The organism is Bacillus sp. FSL K6-1560 (assembly GCF_038592935.1).
GTDB lineage: Bacteria > Bacillota > Bacilli > Bacillales > Bacillaceae > Bacillus > Bacillus subtilis.
In genome coordinates, this window is sequence record NZ_CP151946.1 from 2830136 (window position 1) to 2845936 (window position 15801).

At 45.5% G+C, this 15801-nt stretch carries 17 protein-coding genes, 1 pseudogene and 2 riboswitches; of the genes and pseudogenes, 7 read left to right on the forward strand and 11 right to left on the reverse strand.

The window, feature by feature from the left end; translation table 11 throughout:
• Genes NYE22_RS15090 through thiX form a run of 3 tightly spaced genes read left to right on the forward strand, consistent with a single transcriptional unit; the run spans nt 1 to nt 2969 of the window.
• Nucleotides 1-600, forward strand: a complete 600-nt coding sequence (locus NYE22_RS15090) for an ECF transporter S component (protein ID WP_070548869.1) — start codon at nt 1-3, stop codon at nt 598-600.
• Nucleotides 587-2230 carry an energy-coupling factor transporter ATPase gene (locus NYE22_RS15095; RefSeq protein ID WP_342411949.1) on the forward strand — a complete coding sequence of 548 codons (1644 nt, stop codon included), beginning with the start codon at nt 587-589 and terminating at the stop codon, nt 2228-2230. The genes NYE22_RS15090 and NYE22_RS15095 overlap by 14 nt, the downstream gene beginning before the upstream one ends.
• Nucleotides 2205-2969, forward strand: coding sequence for an HMP/thiamine ABC transporter permease ThiX (gene thiX / locus NYE22_RS15100; RefSeq protein WP_342411950.1), 765 nt, complete (start codon nt 2205-2207; stop codon nt 2967-2969). Before NYE22_RS15095 ends, thiX begins: the two co-directional genes overlap by 26 nt.
• Before the next feature lie 30 nt (nt 2970-2999).
• Here thiX and rsbRB read toward each other — a convergent pair whose 3' ends face one another.
• Nucleotides 3000-3833 (reverse strand): RsbT co-antagonist RsbRB, encoded by an 834-nt coding sequence (gene rsbRB / locus NYE22_RS15105; protein WP_003232560.1) that lies wholly within the window; start codon nt 3831-3833, stop codon nt 3000-3002.
• Between the two features lie 222 nt (nt 3834-4055).
• Between rsbRB and isp the strand changes: the two genes are divergently transcribed.
• From isp to guaD, 3 genes are all read left to right on the forward strand, one after another.
• Nucleotides 4056-5015, forward strand: a complete 960-nt coding sequence (gene isp, locus NYE22_RS15110; RefSeq protein WP_014476592.1) for a serine protease Isp — start codon at nt 4056-4058, stop codon at nt 5013-5015.
• A 132-nt stretch (nt 5016-5147) separates the two neighbouring features.
• Nucleotides 5148-5303: riboswitch (SAM riboswitch) on the forward strand.
• Nucleotides 5304-5430: 127 nt separating this feature from the next.
• Nucleotides 5431-7719, forward strand: a complete 2289-nt coding sequence (gene metE / locus NYE22_RS15115) for a 5-methyltetrahydropteroyltriglutamate--homocysteine S-methyltransferase (protein ID WP_095252593.1) — start codon at nt 5431-5433, stop codon at nt 7717-7719.
• Nucleotides 7720-7890: 171 nt separating this feature from the next.
• Nucleotides 7891-8361 (forward strand): guanine deaminase, encoded by a 471-nt coding sequence (guaD, locus tag NYE22_RS15120; RefSeq protein ID WP_038829040.1) that lies wholly within the window; start codon nt 7891-7893, stop codon nt 8359-8361.
• A gap of 48 nt (nt 8362-8409) precedes the next feature.
• Here the strand turns inward: guaD and NYE22_RS15125 are convergent.
• Nucleotides 8410-8586: pseudogene (locus NYE22_RS15125) on the reverse strand (hypothetical protein).
• A 26-nt stretch (nt 8587-8612) separates the two neighbouring features.
• The gene (locus tag NYE22_RS15130; protein WP_003232570.1) at nt 8613-9023 is read right to left on the reverse strand and encodes an organic hydroperoxide resistance protein; all 411 of its coding nucleotides are present in this window, start codon (nt 9021-9023) and stop codon (nt 8613-8615) included.
• Nucleotides 9024-9165: 142 nt separating this feature from the next.
• On the opposite strand from NYE22_RS15130, the gene ohrR reads away from it, so the two are divergent.
• Nucleotides 9166-9609: an organic hydroperoxide resistance transcriptional regulator OhrR gene (gene ohrR / locus NYE22_RS15135; protein WP_342411951.1), complete on the forward strand. Its 444-nt coding sequence runs from the start codon at nt 9166-9168 to the stop codon at nt 9607-9609.
• A 30-nt stretch (nt 9610-9639) separates the two neighbouring features.
• Here the strand turns inward: ohrR and NYE22_RS15140 are convergent, their stop codons facing one another.
• The 8 genes from NYE22_RS15140 to NYE22_RS15175 all read right to left on the reverse strand — a co-directional run bounded on the left by NYE22_RS15140 (nt 9640) and on the right by NYE22_RS15175 (nt 15783).
• Nucleotides 9640-10065, reverse strand: a complete 426-nt coding sequence (locus tag NYE22_RS15140) for an organic hydroperoxide resistance protein (RefSeq protein ID WP_003232574.1) — start codon at nt 10063-10065, stop codon at nt 9640-9642.
• A gap of 125 nt (nt 10066-10190) precedes the next feature.
• The gene (gene proA / locus NYE22_RS15145; RefSeq protein WP_014476586.1) at nt 10191-11438 is read right to left on the reverse strand and encodes a glutamate-5-semialdehyde dehydrogenase; all 1248 of its coding nucleotides are present in this window, start codon (nt 11436-11438) and stop codon (nt 10191-10193) included.
• Between the two features lie 11 nt (nt 11439-11449).
• Nucleotides 11450-12547 (reverse strand): glutamate 5-kinase, encoded by a 1098-nt coding sequence (gene proB / locus NYE22_RS15150; protein WP_017695098.1) that lies wholly within the window; start codon nt 12545-12547, stop codon nt 11450-11452.
• Between the two features lie 350 nt (nt 12548-12897).
• A complete protein-coding gene (gene purU, locus NYE22_RS15155) occupies nt 12898-13800 on the reverse strand; it encodes a formyltetrahydrofolate deformylase (protein WP_041850915.1) in 903 nt (300 codons plus the stop codon).
• Nucleotides 13801-13870: 70 nt separating this feature from the next.
• On the reverse strand, nt 13871-14188 hold the full coding sequence (ykkD, locus tag NYE22_RS15160) for a multidrug efflux SMR transporter subunit YkkD (protein WP_161985948.1): 318 nt from the start codon (nt 14186-14188) through the stop codon (nt 13871-13873).
• Complete coding sequence (gene ykkC, locus NYE22_RS15165; protein WP_003232583.1) at nt 14188-14526, reverse strand: multidrug efflux SMR transporter subunit YkkC; 339 nt, start codon at nt 14524-14526, stop codon at nt 14188-14190. Before ykkC ends, ykkD begins: the two co-directional genes overlap by 1 nt.
• Nucleotides 14527-14603: 77 nt before the next feature.
• Nucleotides 14604-14715, reverse strand: a riboswitch (guanidine-I (ykkC/yxkD leader).
• A 32-nt stretch (nt 14716-14747) separates the two neighbouring features.
• Nucleotides 14748-15266 carry a GNAT family N-acetyltransferase gene (locus NYE22_RS15170; RefSeq protein WP_021479443.1) on the reverse strand — a complete coding sequence of 173 codons (519 nt, stop codon included), beginning with the start codon at nt 15264-15266 and terminating at the stop codon, nt 14748-14750.
• Complete coding sequence (locus NYE22_RS15175) at nt 15256-15783, reverse strand: DinB family protein (protein ID WP_049139777.1); 528 nt, start codon at nt 15781-15783, stop codon at nt 15256-15258. Before NYE22_RS15175 ends, NYE22_RS15170 begins: the two co-directional genes overlap by 11 nt.
• Nucleotides 15784-15801 lie beyond the last annotated feature (18 nt).

Below are 15801 nucleotides of genomic sequence, written 5' to 3' on the forward strand. Positions count from 1 at the left end.
ATGAAAAGCTGGAAAGTAAAAGAAATTGTCATCATGTCGGTTATCAGTATCGTATTTGCCGTTGTTTATTTATTATTTACACATTTCGGAAACGTGCTTGCAGGTATGTTTGGGCCAATCGCCTATGAACCGATTTACGGCATTTGGTTTATCGTTTCTGTGATCGCCGCGTACATGATTCGAAAACCGGGTGCGGCGCTCGTTTCTGAAATCATTGCCGCTCTCGTTGAGTGCCTGCTGGGAAATCCGTCTGGCCCGATGGTCATCGTCATTGGCATTGTTCAAGGACTCGGGGCTGAGGCTGTGTTTCTTGCAACACGCTGGAAAGCATACTCTCTCCCTGTCCTTATGCTGGCCGGTATGGGGTCTTCAGTAGCCAGCTTTATCTATGATCTCTTTGTTTCTGGCTATGCAGCCTATTCACCAGGTTATCTGCTCATTATGCTTGTGATCCGCCTCATTTCCGGCGCGCTTTTGGCGGGGCTTCTCGGAAAAGCTGTCAGCGACTCTCTCGCTTATACAGGTGTGTTAAACGGAATGGCACTCGGAAAGGAACTGAAAAAGAAACGGAAGCGGGCGTCAGAACATGCAAGCTTTTGATGAGCTTCTGACGGTTGAGCAGCTCAGCTTCTCTTATGAAGAAGACGAGAAACCGGTTTTTCAAGACATTTCGTTTGAGCTTCAAAAAGGAGAATGTGTTTTATTATTAGGACCGAGCGGATGCGGTAAAAGCTCGCTCGCCCTTTGTTTAAACGGTCTATATCCGGAGGCTTGCGACGGCGTTCAGTCCGGACATGTCTTTCTATTTCAACAGCCGGTCACAGATGCTGAAACCTCCGAAACGATTACTCAGCATGCCGGGGTCGTTTTTCAGGATCCTGATCAGCAGTTCTGCATGCTGACGGTGGAGGACGAAATTGCGTTCGGGCTGGAAAATCTGCAAATTCCAAAAGAAGCAATGACAGAGAAAATCAACGCCGTATTAGAAAAATTACGCATTACCCATTTAAAAGAAAAAACGATCTCAACCCTTTCAGGAGGACAAAAGCAGAAAGTGGCTCTCGCCTGTATTTTGGCGATGGAGCCTGAGCTTATTATTTTAGATGAGCCGACTTCTCTTTTAGACCCTTTCTCAGCGCGGGAGTTCGTTCATCTGATGAAGGATCTTCAGCGGGAAAAAGGTTTCAGCCTCCTCGTCATTGAGCACCAGCTTGATGAATGGGCGCCTTGGATTGAGAGAACGATCGTACTCGACAAATCAGGCAAAAAGGCACTGGATGGCCTAACGAAAAATCTATTTAAGCATGAAGCGGAGACACTAAAGAAATTGGGCATCGCCATTCCAAAGGTCTGTCATCTGCAGGAAAAGCTGAGTATGCCGTTTACTTTATCAAAAGAGATGCTGTTCAAAGAGCCTATTCCTGCCGGGCATGTCAAAAAGAAGAAAGCCCCTTCTGGGGAGAGTGTGCTTGAAGTCAGCAGCCTTTCGTTCGCGAGAGGACAGCAGGCAATTTTCAAAGACATCAGCTTTTCGTTGCGCGAAGGCTCTTTAACGGTGCTTGTCGGTCCGAACGGAACTGGAAAATCGACGCTCCTATCAGTTCTGGCCCGTCTCATGAAACCGCAAAGCGGCAAAATCCTTCTCTATGATCAGCCGCTGCAGAAATATAAAGAAAAAGAATTGCGTAAACGGATGGGATTTGTTTTTCAAAACCCTGAGCATCAATTCGTCACCGATACGGTGTATGACGAGCTTCTGTTCGGCCAGAAAGCAAATGCTGAAACTGAGAAAAAAGCGCAACACCTGCTGCAGCGTTTTGGTCTTGCGCATTTGGCTGATCATCATCCGTTTGCGATCAGCCAAGGGCAAAAACGGCGACTGAGCGTAGCTACTATGCTCATGCATGACGTAAAGGTTTTATTATTAGACGAACCAACCTTTGGCCAGGATGCCCGCACGGCGGCTGAATGCATGGAAATGATTCAACGTATCAAGGCAGAGGGAACTGCTGTCCTTATGATTACACACGATATGGAGCTAGTCTCTTCGTATGCTGACAGCGTGCTTGTGCTTCACGATACAGGCCTGGCCTTTGACGGATCTCCAGCGCAGTTGTTTTCTCAAGAAACAGGGCTTGTTCAAAAAACAAAGCTCACCCTTCCCCTTCTATATGAATGGATGGCATTTCAAGAGGAGGTGCGTGATGAAGCAGCCGTTACATCTCATTAATCCGACTGTGAAAGCGGCGGCGGTTTTTTGTTGTGTCGTCATGCTGTCATTTATTTACAACCCTTACACTCCGGCATGTTTTTATATCATCATCGTTGCGGGCGTTTTACTGGCGGCCGGAATCCCATTGAAAAAATGGTTGTTGTTTACGATTCCGTTTTTGATTTTAGCATTCGGATGCGTGTGGACAGCCGCAGTTTTTGGAAAAGTGCCGACAACACCGGATAATTTTTTGTTTCAAGCAGGCCCTATCTCCATTAACAGCGATAATGTGTCTGTCGGCATCTCTCTCGGGTTTCGTATTTTATGCTTTTCCGCCTTATCGATGATGTTTGTTTTTACAACCGATCCGATTTTATTTATGCTGAGCCTTGTCCAGCAGTGCAGGCTCTCACCAAAGCTCGCGTACGGTGTCATTGCAGGATTTCGCTTTCTTCCGCTGTTAAAGGATGAGGTCCAGCTGATTCAGCAGGCTCATAAAATCAGAGGAGGAGCGGCGGAGAGCGGCATCATGAATAAAATCGGTGCGTTAAAACGATATACCATACCGCTATTGGCAAGCGCCATCAGAAAAGCGGAACGGACAGCGCTTGCGATGGAATCGAAAGGATTTACAGGAAGCAGAAACCGGACATACTACAGGACATTGAGCGTGAACCGGCGCGACTGGGTGTTCTTTTGCCTCGTCCTCTTATTATTCGCGGGATCCTTTCTCGTATCTTTATGTTTCGCATCATAAAAAATCCGCTATCACAGATAGCGGATTTTTTTATTGATGATAGTTTAATGCTTGGGCAAGGTTGGTTTTAATGGTAATATTCGAAAAGTCAATCCCCAGCTGTACAGCAGTTTGCGCAATTTCAGGCCTGATTCCTGACAGGGTTGACCGGACACCGATCAGATTAAGCGCCTCAATCAATTTAAAGATCTGGTGCGCCACCATCGTATCCACCACAACAACACCTGACAGATCGATTAACAGATGCTCCACACGCCTTTTCGCACAAGCTTGAAGCGTGTTTTCCAGAATAAACTTCGCCCGTTCGGTATCAATGTCACCGACAAGGGGCAGCAGAGCTGTTGATTTGCTCAGGGTAATGACAGGTGAGCTTAGTTCCAATATCATTTCTCTTTGGGCGTTTAATTGCTGCTTGGCATTCATTTCAGCGTGATCAACGAATGTATATATGGTGAAATCAAATACTTTTACAATCAAATCAGCCCATTTTTGCTTCTCTCCCGGTTCAAACGCTGACTCATTTTCTTCTGCGAACTTCTCAAAATACTTCGTATATAATCTCCTGTTTCTCATAAACTCCCGAATGACATACTGAACCGGTGTGTCGAGATGTTTTTGATCGTTGGTCAGCTCTATGACCCACTCTTGAAACTCTTCGAGAAATTGTTTTTCCGGTAAAACATACATGTAATTCAGATGCCGGTAAAATTCTCTGTCCTGCTCTTTCAATTCTTCCGTTACTGTTGCATTATGTAGGGCGTAAAGCGAATTCGGATCACTTTCCTCCATCGTTTCAATCCATTCCTCGGCCATTTGTTCCACATGCTCTGAAAAAAATGCATATAATTTTTCATTCAGTTTCATGACACTGCTCCTTTCCCCAACACTATTATAACTTGACTTACAGTTGAATCCCAGTCATACATGTTGAAGCCATCCAATATTTTGAAGATTACTAATTCTTTGGTGTGTATCCTATTTTTTCAAAATGCTTCAAATGGCTCTGTCCGAGCGCTTGCTTTTTTCATATAATATGAGGCAACACCCTTGAATCCACTTGCAAGCATAAAAAAGGAGGGCTTTTTTATGAATGGTGAAATCCGCTTGATCCCGTATGTGACGAATGAGCAGATCATGGATGTAAACGAGCTTCCTGAGGGCATTAAAGTGATTAAGGCGCCAGAAATGTGGGCAAAAGGGGTAAAAGGCAAAAACATTAAAGTTGCTGTATTAGACACGGGCTGCGACACAAGCCACCCTGATTTAAAAAATCAAATCATCGGCGGAAAGAACTTCACGGATGACGACGGCGGCAAGGAAGATGCGATTTCCGACTACAACGGACACGGCACACACGTCGCCGGAACGATTGCAGCTAATGATTCAAACGGAGGCATTGCCGGAGTCGCGCCTGAGGCAAGCCTATTGATTGTGAAGGTTCTTGGCGGCGAGAACGGCAGCGGACAATACGAATGGATAATAAACGGCATCAATTACGCGGTGGAACAGAAAGTCGACATCATCTCAATGTCCCTTGGAGGGCCAAGCGATGTGCCAGAGCTGGAAGAAGCAGTGAAAAACGCAGTCAAAAACGGAGTGCTTGTCGTTTGTGCAGCGGGAAATGAGGGTGACGGCGACGAACGCACAGAAGAGCTTTCCTACCCCGCAGCTTATAACGAAGTCATTGCAGTTGGATCTGTTTCAGTAGCGCGAGAATTATCAGAATTTTCTAACGCAAATAAAGAGATTGACCTTGTGGCACCAGGAGAAAATATCTTATCCACCCTTCCCAACAAGAAGTACGGTAAGCTGACCGGCACTTCAATGGCTGCCCCTCATGTCAGCGGAGCGCTTGCTTTAATCAAAAGCTATGAAGAAGAATCATTTCAAAGAAAGCTTTCTGAATCTGAAGTTTTCGCACAGCTAATCCGCAGGACACTTCCTCTTGAAATTGCAAAAACGCTGGCAGGCAATGGATTCCTGTATTTAACAGCTCCTGATGAGCTCGCAGAAAAAGCAGAGCAATCACATTTGTTGACCCTATAAGATTATTTTTCTTATATAATATACACCACATCATATAAATAAAAATTTCAAATTCTATGTTGACAATGAATTTGAATTACTGTTAAGATTACCAACAAATGATTCAACTTTTCAAAAAATTAATAACATTTTCTCTTATCGAGAGTTGGGCGAGGGATTGGCCTTTTGACCCCAACAGCAACCGACCGTAATACCATTGTGAAATGGGGCGCACTGCTTTTCGCGCCGAGACTGATGTCTCATAAGGCACGGTGCTAATTCCATCAGATTGAATCTGAGAGATGAGAGAGGCAGTGTTTTACGCAGAAAAGCCTCTTTCTCTCATGGGAAAGAGGCTTTTTGTTGTGAGAAAACCTCTTAGGAGCCTGTATCCGCGGGTTAACGAGAGTGTTTTACATATAAAGGAGGAGAAACAATGACAACCATCAAAACATCGAATTTAGGATTTCCGAGAATCGGACTGAACCGGGAATGGAAAAAAGCACTTGAAGCGTATTGGAAAGGCAGTACTGATAAAGATACGTTTTTGAAGCAAATCGACGAACTTTTTTTATCCGCAGTAAAAACACAAATTGACCAGCAGATTGATGTTGTGCCTGTTTCTGATTTCACACAGTATGACCATGTACTCGACACAGCAGTCAGCTTCAACTGGATCCCGAAACGTTTCAGACATTTGACTGATGCTACCGATACATACTTCGCTATCGCCCGCGGAATCAAAGACGCCGTATCTAGTGAAATGACAAAATGGTTTAATACAAATTACCATTACATCGTTCCGGAATATGACGAGAGCATTGAGTTCCGTCTGACAAGAAACAAACAACTCGAAGATTATCGCCGGATCAAACAGGAATACGGTGTGGAAACAAAGCCTGTGATTGTCGGCCCTTATACGTTCGTTACGCTTGCTAAAGGCTATGAACCGTCTGAAGCAAAAGCGATCCAAAAACGCCTTGTGCCATTATATGTACAGCTTTTGAAAGAGCTTGAAGAAGAAGGCGTAAAATGGGTTCAAATCGATGAGCCGGCGCTCGTTACCGCCTCTAGTGAAGATGTCCGCGGTGTAAAAGAATTATTTGAAAGCATTACAAGTGAGCTTTCATCCTTGAATGTGCTTTTGCAGACGTATTTTGATTCTGTTGATGCTTATGAAGAGCTGATCTCTTACCCGGTTCAGGGTATTGGCCTTGATTTCGTTCACGACAAAGGCAGAAACCTGGAACAGCTTAAAACACATGGCTTTCCGACAGACAAAGTGCTGGCAGCCGGTGTTATCGACGGACGCAACATTTGGAAAGCGGACCTTGAAGAGCGTCTCGATGCCGTTCTTGATATTCTCAGCATTGCAAAAGTTGATGAACTGTGGATTCAGCCTTCCAGCAGCCTGCTGCATGTTCCGGTAGCGAAACACCCTGATGAGCATTTGGAAAAAGACCTATTGAACGGATTATCCTACGCAAAAGAAAAGCTGGCCGAGCTGACAGCTTTGAAAGAAGGCTTAGTATCAGGAAAAGCGGCGATCAGCGAAGAGATTCAGCAGGCTAAGGCTGATATCCAGGCGCTTAAACAGTTTGCAACAGGCGCCAATTCTGAACAAAAGAAAGAGCTTGAGCAATTAACTGATAAAGACTTCAAGCGCCCGATTCCGTTTGAAGAACGTTTAGCCCTGCAAAATGAATCTCTCGGCCTTCCGCTTTTGCCGACGACAACGATCGGCAGCTTCCCGCAGTCTGCTGAAGTGCGGAGCGCACGCCAAAAATGGCGGAAAGCTGAGTGGTCCGATGAACAGTATCAAAACTTTATCAATGCGGAAACAAAAAGATGGATTGATATTCAGGAAGAATTGGAGCTTGATGTCCTTGTTCACGGCGAATTTGAACGGACAGACATGGTCGAATACTTTGGTGAAAAGCTGGCCGGTTTCGCCTTCACTAAATATGCCTGGGTTCAATCATACGGCTCACGCTGTGTCCGCCCGCCAGTCATTTACGGAGATGTTGAATTTATTGAACCGATGACAGTGAAAGACACAGTCTACGCACAGTCATTGACTTCCAAGCATGTAAAAGGAATGCTGACGGGCCCGGTTACAATCTTAAACTGGTCTTTCCCTCGAAACGACATCTCGAGGAAAGAAATCGCCTTCCAAATCGGGCTTGCCCTTCGCAAAGAAGTTAAAGCGCTTGAAGACGCAGGCATTCAAATCATTCAAGTCGATGAACCAGCGCTGCGTGAAGGCCTTCCATTAAAAACCCGCGATTGGGATGAGTATTTGACTTGGGCGGCAGAAGCTTTCAGATTAACCACTTCTTCCGTGAAAAACGAGACACAAATTCATACACATATGTGCTACAGCAACTTCGAAGATATCGTTGATACAATCAATGATCTTGATGCCGATGTGATTACAATCGAACATAGCAGAAGCCACGGAGGATTTTTAGATTACTTAAAAAACCACCCGTATTTGAAAGGGCTTGGCCTTGGTGTATATGACATTCACAGCCCTCGTGTGCCGTCAACTGAAGAAATGTACAATATTATCGTTGATGCGCTTGCCGTCTGTCCGACTGACCGCTTCTGGGTAAATCCAGACTGCGGATTGAAAACAAGACAGCAGGAAGAAACGGTTGCAGCATTGAAAAACATGGTTGAAGCTGCAAAACAGGCAAGAGCACAGCAGACACAGCTAGTATAATTTGAAAAAACCATCTGCATTTGGCAGATGGTTTTTTTCTATAATACAGCCACAATAGTTTCTTATTTTAGCAAATCCCCCAATTACTTTGTTTATTTTGCACTTTTTTAAGAATGTTCTTTGCATTCTTTTCGGCTATACTAATAACACTCTATTGACAGGAGGATTGGGATGAATCATGAAACGTTCTTAAAACGGGCTGTCACTCTCGCATGTGAAGGAGTGAATGCAGGAATCGGCGGGCCTTTTGGAGCCGTTATCGTGAAAGACGGAGCCATTATTGCAGAGGGACAGAACAACGTCACAACAAGCAATGATCCGACTGCCCACGCGGAAGTCACAGCTATTCGAAAAGCCTGTAAGGTGCTAGGAGCATACCAGCTTGATGACTGCATTTTGTATACGAGCTGTGAACCATGCCCAATGTGCTTGGGCGCCATCTACTGGGCCCGGCCTAAAGCCGTTTTCTATGCAGCTGAGCACACAGACGCTGCCGAAGCCGGGTTTGATGATTCATTCATTTATAAAGAAATTGATAAACCTGCTGAAGAAAGATCGATCCCCTTTTATCAAGTGACACTAACAGAGCATTTATCCCCGTTTCAAGCATGGCGGAACTTCGCCAATAAGAAAGAATATTAAAAGGATCAGGCATGCGCGGCCTGGTCCTTGTTATTTCTCCAAGTAGCGCTATGCCCTGTGCAAATACAAAACAGCAATCATGCGCGCCGGAATTCAGCTTGGCAGACACCGAGCCAGCCGCCCGCTTCACCTGTAACTTTTGGTTTAAAGGCATGCTTCAAACGCTTCTCTGAAGTTTTATCATAAATCTGTGCCCGCCCCGCATGCTCCGACACCAAAAAACATCCTGAGAACACTCAGGATGCCGGTCATTATTTTAATTCTAGTTTTACATCAACATTTCCTCTGGTTGCCTTTGAGTAAGGACAGAATTCATGAGCGGCGTTGACAAGCTCTTGTGCCTTTTCCCGATCTAAATCTTTCGTGTTCACAACAAGTGTGACACCGATTTTAAACCCGCCGTCGCTCTCATCCTTCATGAGGCTGACCTGCCCTTCAATCTCCGAATCAATTTCGATATTCTGCTCTTTGGCTACGTGTTCGAGCGCGCCGCCGAAGCATGCAGCATACCCTGCCGCAAAGAGCTGTTCCGGATTTGTGCCGGTTTGTCCTTCTTTTTTGGCATTTGGCATGACAATATCAAAATCAAGAACACCGTCATCTGATGTAATATGTCCTGCTCGTCCGCCTCGCGCGGTTACTTTTGCTGTAAATAGTGCCATATTTCCCAACCTCCTTATTTGTATCTAGTTGTTATATTTCCCTTTCTGATCTTTTTAAACATGCTATGTTTGCCGAGAATAGGAAAAGTGAGGTTTTTCAGATACAATAGAATCGAATGACAAAAAAGAGTTGGTGAACAAAATGGAAAATAAATTTGATCATATGAAATTGGAGAATCAGCTATGTTTTTTGCTATATGCAAGTTCGCGGGAAATGACAAAGCAATACAAGCCGCTGCTTGATAAGCTGAATATAACATACCCTCAATATTTGGCTTTGCTTTTGTTATGGGAACATGAAACGCTTACTGTCAAAAAAATGGGCGAACAGCTGTATTTAGATTCAGGAACGCTCACTCCGATGCTTAAACGAATGGAACAACAGGGTTTGATTACGAGAAAAAGATCTGAAGAGGATGAGCGGTCCGTGTTGATCAGCCTGACAGAGGACGGAGCGTTCTTAAAAGAAAAAGCGGTTGACATTCCAGAGACAATTCTGGGGCTCTCAAAGCAGTCTGGGGAGGATCTCAAACAGTTAAAATCCACTCTATATACATTGCTGGAAACACTTCATCAAAAAAATTGAGGATGCCTTGTACAGGCATCCTCTTTTTATTTATTCAGCAACTTCAAGTGTCACATCAATATTTCCGGAGGTTGCTTTTGAGTACGGGCAGACGCCGTGCGCTTTTTTCACAAGCGCCTCCAATTCTGATGCACTGACTCCTTCTCCTTTTACTTGCAGCGTCACACCCAGCTTATAGCCCTGGTCCGCTTCATCCTTTAACAGGCTAACATTTGCTGTAACCTCTGTCTCTACTTTTACCCGTTCTGTTCTTGCGACAAGCTGCAGGGCGCTGTCAAAGCAAGCTGCATAACCTGCTGCAAACAGCTGCTCTGGATTTGTCGCTTTTTCTAATTTCTTGGCTCTCGGTGTCCCCGGCATTGCGACATCAAGCTCAAGAACGCGGTCTGATGAAATGACCTTTCCTTCTCTTCCTCCTACCGCTGAAACAGTTGCTGTAAATAATGGCTGACTCATTTTTCATTCCCCCAATATATTTTATACAATTAAATTGTACACAATTAAATTTGAAATGTCAATTTTTCACGTATAAAAAAGCTTATCTCGTAATGAGATAAGCTTTTTCATTGAACATTGCCCCGCTATTCACGGATTTGCCCAGTTCCTTTAATGATGTATTTTGTAGAAGTCAGTGCAGGAAGCCCCATCGGTCCTCTTGCATGAAGCTTTTGCGTGCTGATGCCGATTTCGGCTCCGTAGCCGAATTCAAAGCCGTCGGTAAAGCGGGTTGACGCGTTATGATAGACCGCGGCAGCATCGACAGCCGTTTGAAAATATGCCGCGTTTTTGTCATTTTCAGTTAAAATCGCTTCTGAATGATTGGTGCCGTATTGTTGGATATGCTTCACAGCTTCTTGGACGTTTTCAACCGTCTTTACGCTGAGGACAGGCGCTAAAAATTCGGTTTCCCAATCTTCTTTTGATGCTTGTTTGCTTGAAGGATGGAGTTCACATACCAATTCATCACCGCGAATTTCAACTCCCGCGTTTTCCAGCTGGTCCAGCAATTCTTTCCCGTGCTGTCTTGCCCAAGCCTTGTGAATCAGCAATGATTCAATCGCGTTGCATACGGAAGGGCGCTGCGTTTTGGCATTTACGACAACCTTTTCTGCCATTTGCGGTTTGGCTGTTTCGTCAATGAATATGTGGCAGTTTCCTGCTCCCGTTTCTAATACAGGAACTGTTGATTCTCTCACAACGAGATCAATCAGTTTCTTGCCTCCGCGCGGAATCAATACGTCTAAGCCATCATTTAACGTAAAGAGCTCTTTTGCTGTCTCTCTGCTCGTATCCTCAATCAGCTGCACAGCGTGAATCGGAAGCGCTGATTGCTCAAGTGCTCTGTGAATGACACTGACGAGCGCTTTGTTGCTGTGGATGGCTGAGGAGCTTCCCCGCAGCACAACCGCGTTCCCTGTCTTCAGGCAAAGGGTAGCCGCATCAACTGTGACGTTTGGCCTCGCCTCATAAATCATTCCTACGACACCGAGCGGCACACGGATTTTTTCAATAAACAGGCCGTTTTCTTTTTCAATCGTTTCAAGAGAGTCGCCGATTGGGTCCGCTAAGTCGATTAAGAGCTCCACCGCGTCCGCGATATCGCGTATCCGTTTCTCATCCAATGTGAGACGGTCAATGATGTCCGGTGTTAAACCATTCTCTTTTCCGTTCTCAATGTCTTTTGCATTCTCCGCCAAGAGAAAATCAAGTTCTTTGCGGAGTCCGTTTGCAATGAGGCTGAGCGCCTCATCCTTCTCGGCTGTTGTTTTCATGATCATTTCGGCTGCTGCTTCTTTCGCCAGCTTCGCTTTTACAGAAACTTCACTCATTTTTCCGCCTCCTAGTCGTTTACATTGACCCAGTCATTCCTATGAATAACCTCAAACGTTTTCTCAAAATCAAGTTCGTCACTGCGTTTTCCTTTGGCTTCCATAATCTCCTCAGAGGAGTAATGGGTTTGGCCTTTGCCGATCACGCCGCCCGGTCCCCTGACTTCCACGACCGCCCCTTTCGGAAAGCTTCCGTTCACACCCACAACGCCAGCGGGCAAAAGGCTGCTTCCATTATGGATCATCGCCTCCTCGGCACCCGCATCAATGATAATTTCTCCCGATATCGGCGAGTGGAACTGAATCCACTGCCTTGTGTTGTTAACCGAAGATAGTTCTTTGTCTCCGATATAAGTGCCGTCTCCCCTGCCGTCCAAAATGTCCGCAAGTTTTTGCTCTCCGCTGCCAGTTCCAATGAATACTTTCACTCCCAGAGACAGCGCGGTTTGTGCGGCTAACAGCTTTGATTTCATTCCGCCGGTGCCGACCTTTGATCCAGCTGAACCTGCATATCCAAGCAATTCAGGCGTGATCTCCGGCAAATAATCAAATCGTTTCGCCTCAGGATTTTCATTTGGATTGGCATCATACAGTCCGTTAATGTCGGTGAGAATCATGAGCTGGTCCGCGTGAATCAATCCGCTGACTAACGCAGAAAGCATATCATTATCTCCGAATGTCAATTCTTCAACAGACGTAGAATCGTTCTCGTTGATAATCGGAATGACGCCGCGTTCCAATAATTCCATTATCGTAGCATACGCGTTTCGGTACCGTTCTCTTTTCGAAAAATCATTTCTCGTTAAAAGGATTTGTCCCGGAGTCAGTGAGTATTGTTTAAATTGATTCATATATTGCTGCATTAACAGTGTTTGTCCGACCGCGGCCGCCGCCTGTTTTCCTTTGATGGTAACGGGACGAGATGGATAACCGAGGCTGGAAAACCCCGCCGCTACGGCACCCGAGGTAATCAGAATCATTTCATGCCCCGCTTTTTTTAACACGGAAATCGCCTGAACATGCTCTCTGATTTTTGCCTCATCAATGCTTCCTTTGCTATTCGTGAGCGAACTGCTTCCTATTTTCACTACTATTCTTTGTTTTTTCATTTATTCTCCTCCGCGGCTCTTCTACAATAAAAAAACCCATTTCATCCTGATTCATAAGGACGAAATGGGTTTCCGTGGTACCACCTTGATTGAACGCGCTTGTGCACGCTCCGCTCTCCTGTAACGCCAGGTTATGCGCCTAGGTTTTCCCCCTAGGACTCCAAGGCAGGTTCGGCAGGTTTCATGCGGCAAAATGTTTCAGCGATTCATTTTGCTCTCTGTCACAGAAAGGTCTGCTTACTAATCCTCTTCAACGCTCAATGATTTTTTTATATTATGCAAAGAAAAAAGACACTTGTCAAGGTTTTTTGTCATCAAAAATAGCCCGCTTTGCGCGGGCCTCTTGCAGTCTAGTTAAAGACGATTGTTTTATTTTCATGAACGATGACACGGTCTTCCAAATGCCATTTCACAGCACGGGCAAGCACGCTGCGTTCAATTGTTCTTCCGATGTTTTTCAGCGCTTCCGCATTATCGCGGTGGTCCACACGCTCAATATCCTGTTCAATGATCGGCCCTTCATCAAGATCGTTTGTCACATAATGAGATGTCGCACCGATCAGTTTCACGCCGCGCTCGTAGGCCCGTTTGTACGGATTCGCACCGATAAAAGCTGGCAGGAATGAATGGTGGATATTGATGATGCGATTCGGATGAGCCGAAACAAAATCAGGAGTTAGAATCTGCATATAGCGTGCGAGAACGATGACATCAACATCGTACTGCTCCAGCAGTTCAAGCTGCTTCTTTTCGACTTCCGCTCTGATGTCTTTGTTCGCTTTCATATAGTGGAATGGAATGTTCAGGCGCTCAACCAGCTCTCTCGCTTCCTCATGGTTACTGATGACAACAGCGATCTCCGCCATCAGGTTGCCGGTTTGCCATTCCCAAATCAGCTCATGCAGGCAATGAAGCTCCTTTGAAACAAAAATGGCGACACGCTTCAATTCACTTGCCAAAGTTAAGCTCCATGTCATGTCGAATTTATCCGCTACAGAGGCAAACGCCGCCTGAAGTGATGTTTTTTTCTCACGAATGCCTGCGCAGTCGAATTCGATTCTCAGGAAGAACCGGCCGCCTTCAGGGTCTGTCGTATATTGATTTGATTCTATAATATTGGCACCGTGTTCAAATAAAAACGCGGAAACTGCAGAGACGATACCCGGCTGATCGGGGCAGCTGACCAAGAGCCGCCCTTTATCCTCATTTCCGTCACGGTATTCGTCCAACCGCTGAGTCATATATGATTTCATGAATAATCCCTCTTATCTTTGTAAGTCTAAACTATTTATCCATTATACTGAAGATTTGATAAAAATCAATTTATGACAGAATTTTTAAACCAACTGCTGAGCATAAAATCAACGCGATAAAGAAGATCCGTTTGGCGTCTTTCTGCTCCTTGTAAAAGAGGATGCCGATAAGCGCCCCGCCGGCGGTGCCAATTCCTGTCCAGACCGCGTAAGCCGTTCCCATCGGAATGGTTTCCATTGCGTACGACAGCAAGGAAAATGAAGCGGCAAAACCAACAATGATCAACAGCATCCATTTCACGCTTTTTTCTTTCGCATATTGATTCATAAGGGCCACGCCGGCCATTTCTAAACAGCCCGCGCACAGTAAACTGATCCAGTGCAGCATTATGCCTCGCCTCCTTTTTCCTCTGTCTCATCCTGTGTCACAAGCTTCAACCCGATTACACCGATTAAGAGCACGCCAATTAACAATAGCTTCGGCCATCCAACCGGTTCATGAAAGAGAACGATTTCACTAAGTACTGTTCCCGCTGTGCCGAGCCCGGTAAAGACGGCATACACGGTACCAACAGGCAGACTGTGAGTCGCCTTCATTAGAAGGTAAAAGCTGAATATGATGCCGATGGCAGTGCCGCTCCATGTTAAGGCTGAGTCAGCGTGCTTTAAGCCTATCACCCAAACAACCTCGAAAACAGCGGCAAGCACGACCAATCCCCATTTCATTTTGAGTCATTCCTTTCTATCTATTAAGATTCTCCGAAAACAAAAAAACCCCGGACAGTCGTCTCACATGAGATTGACTCTCCCGGGCTTTTTTCCCTCCGTGTGCATACGCGCTTCTATTTACGCGTATGTGTTTTCTCTCGGACCAGTCCATGTCAATTGACATGCGGAACCCTAGAAAACTTTACATGATATCATGATACTAAACTCAGCTCTATCTTTCAATTGTAAGATTTTCTTTCATATACCGCGATCGGTTTATTCCATTTTCTGATCGTTTTGCTGTAATGCATGCCGATTTTCTCCGCTACCCGTATGGACGCTTTGTTACCTGGATCAATCAAAGCCGTCATTTTGCCGAACTGCCGCTCGTTAAAGCCATAGTCCAGACAGGCCCGAGCCGCTTCTTGCGCATAGCCGTTCCCCCAGTGGCGGCGGGCAAACATATAGCCAATTTCCATTACGGTTTGATTTTCGATCTGCTGGGGAACGATGCCGCATTGCCCCAAAAACTCCCCTGTCCGCTTATCTTCGGCGATCCACAGACTAACGCCGTACCCTTTTTCATTTCGTTGGTTCCAATTGACCCACTCGCGGGTTTGCCTCTTATCTTTTAAACCGGAATAATATTTCATGACGTCAGGATCATTAAAAAGCAGCCCAAACAAAGTGGCTTGATCCCGATCTTCCATACAGCGCAAACGAATTCGATCAGTCACAAGCTTCGTTTTAGCGTTCATATTTCGCCACATCCTGCTTCCATTCTTTTTTGAGAGCTTCAATATGTGCCTGATGATAGCGGTTATGATCTGCCATATGCCAAATTCCCCATCGTATCGTCGCGGTGTCACCTTCAAAAGAAAGCGGCTGGTTCAAAGCATTTTCAGTTAAAGTGAAGCATACCGATTTCAACTCCTCAACTACATGCTGATGTCTTTTCAGGAGTTCATCTAAGTCTGGCTGATTCACCGGTTCAGGCAGCCGTCCGCTTTCATCTGTCATCGGGCCGTATGCCTGTTCAATATGGTCCGGTATCCGATTTTCCTTGATACGCCAGACCCATCTGATATCAACATTTGTGATATGGTGCAAAAGCTGAGCCGTGCTGTTTTTTGTTTGGCAGCGCCCCTTATAGTAAAGTTCACTGTGTGTCATATGGCTTACGATGGAAGCCAGACGGAGACTGTTTTCTTCCACTGCGGAATACAGCAAACTGACCGTTGGCGCCATGTCGTTTCTTATGGATAAGTCCTTCATGTTCAGTTCCCCTCCTAA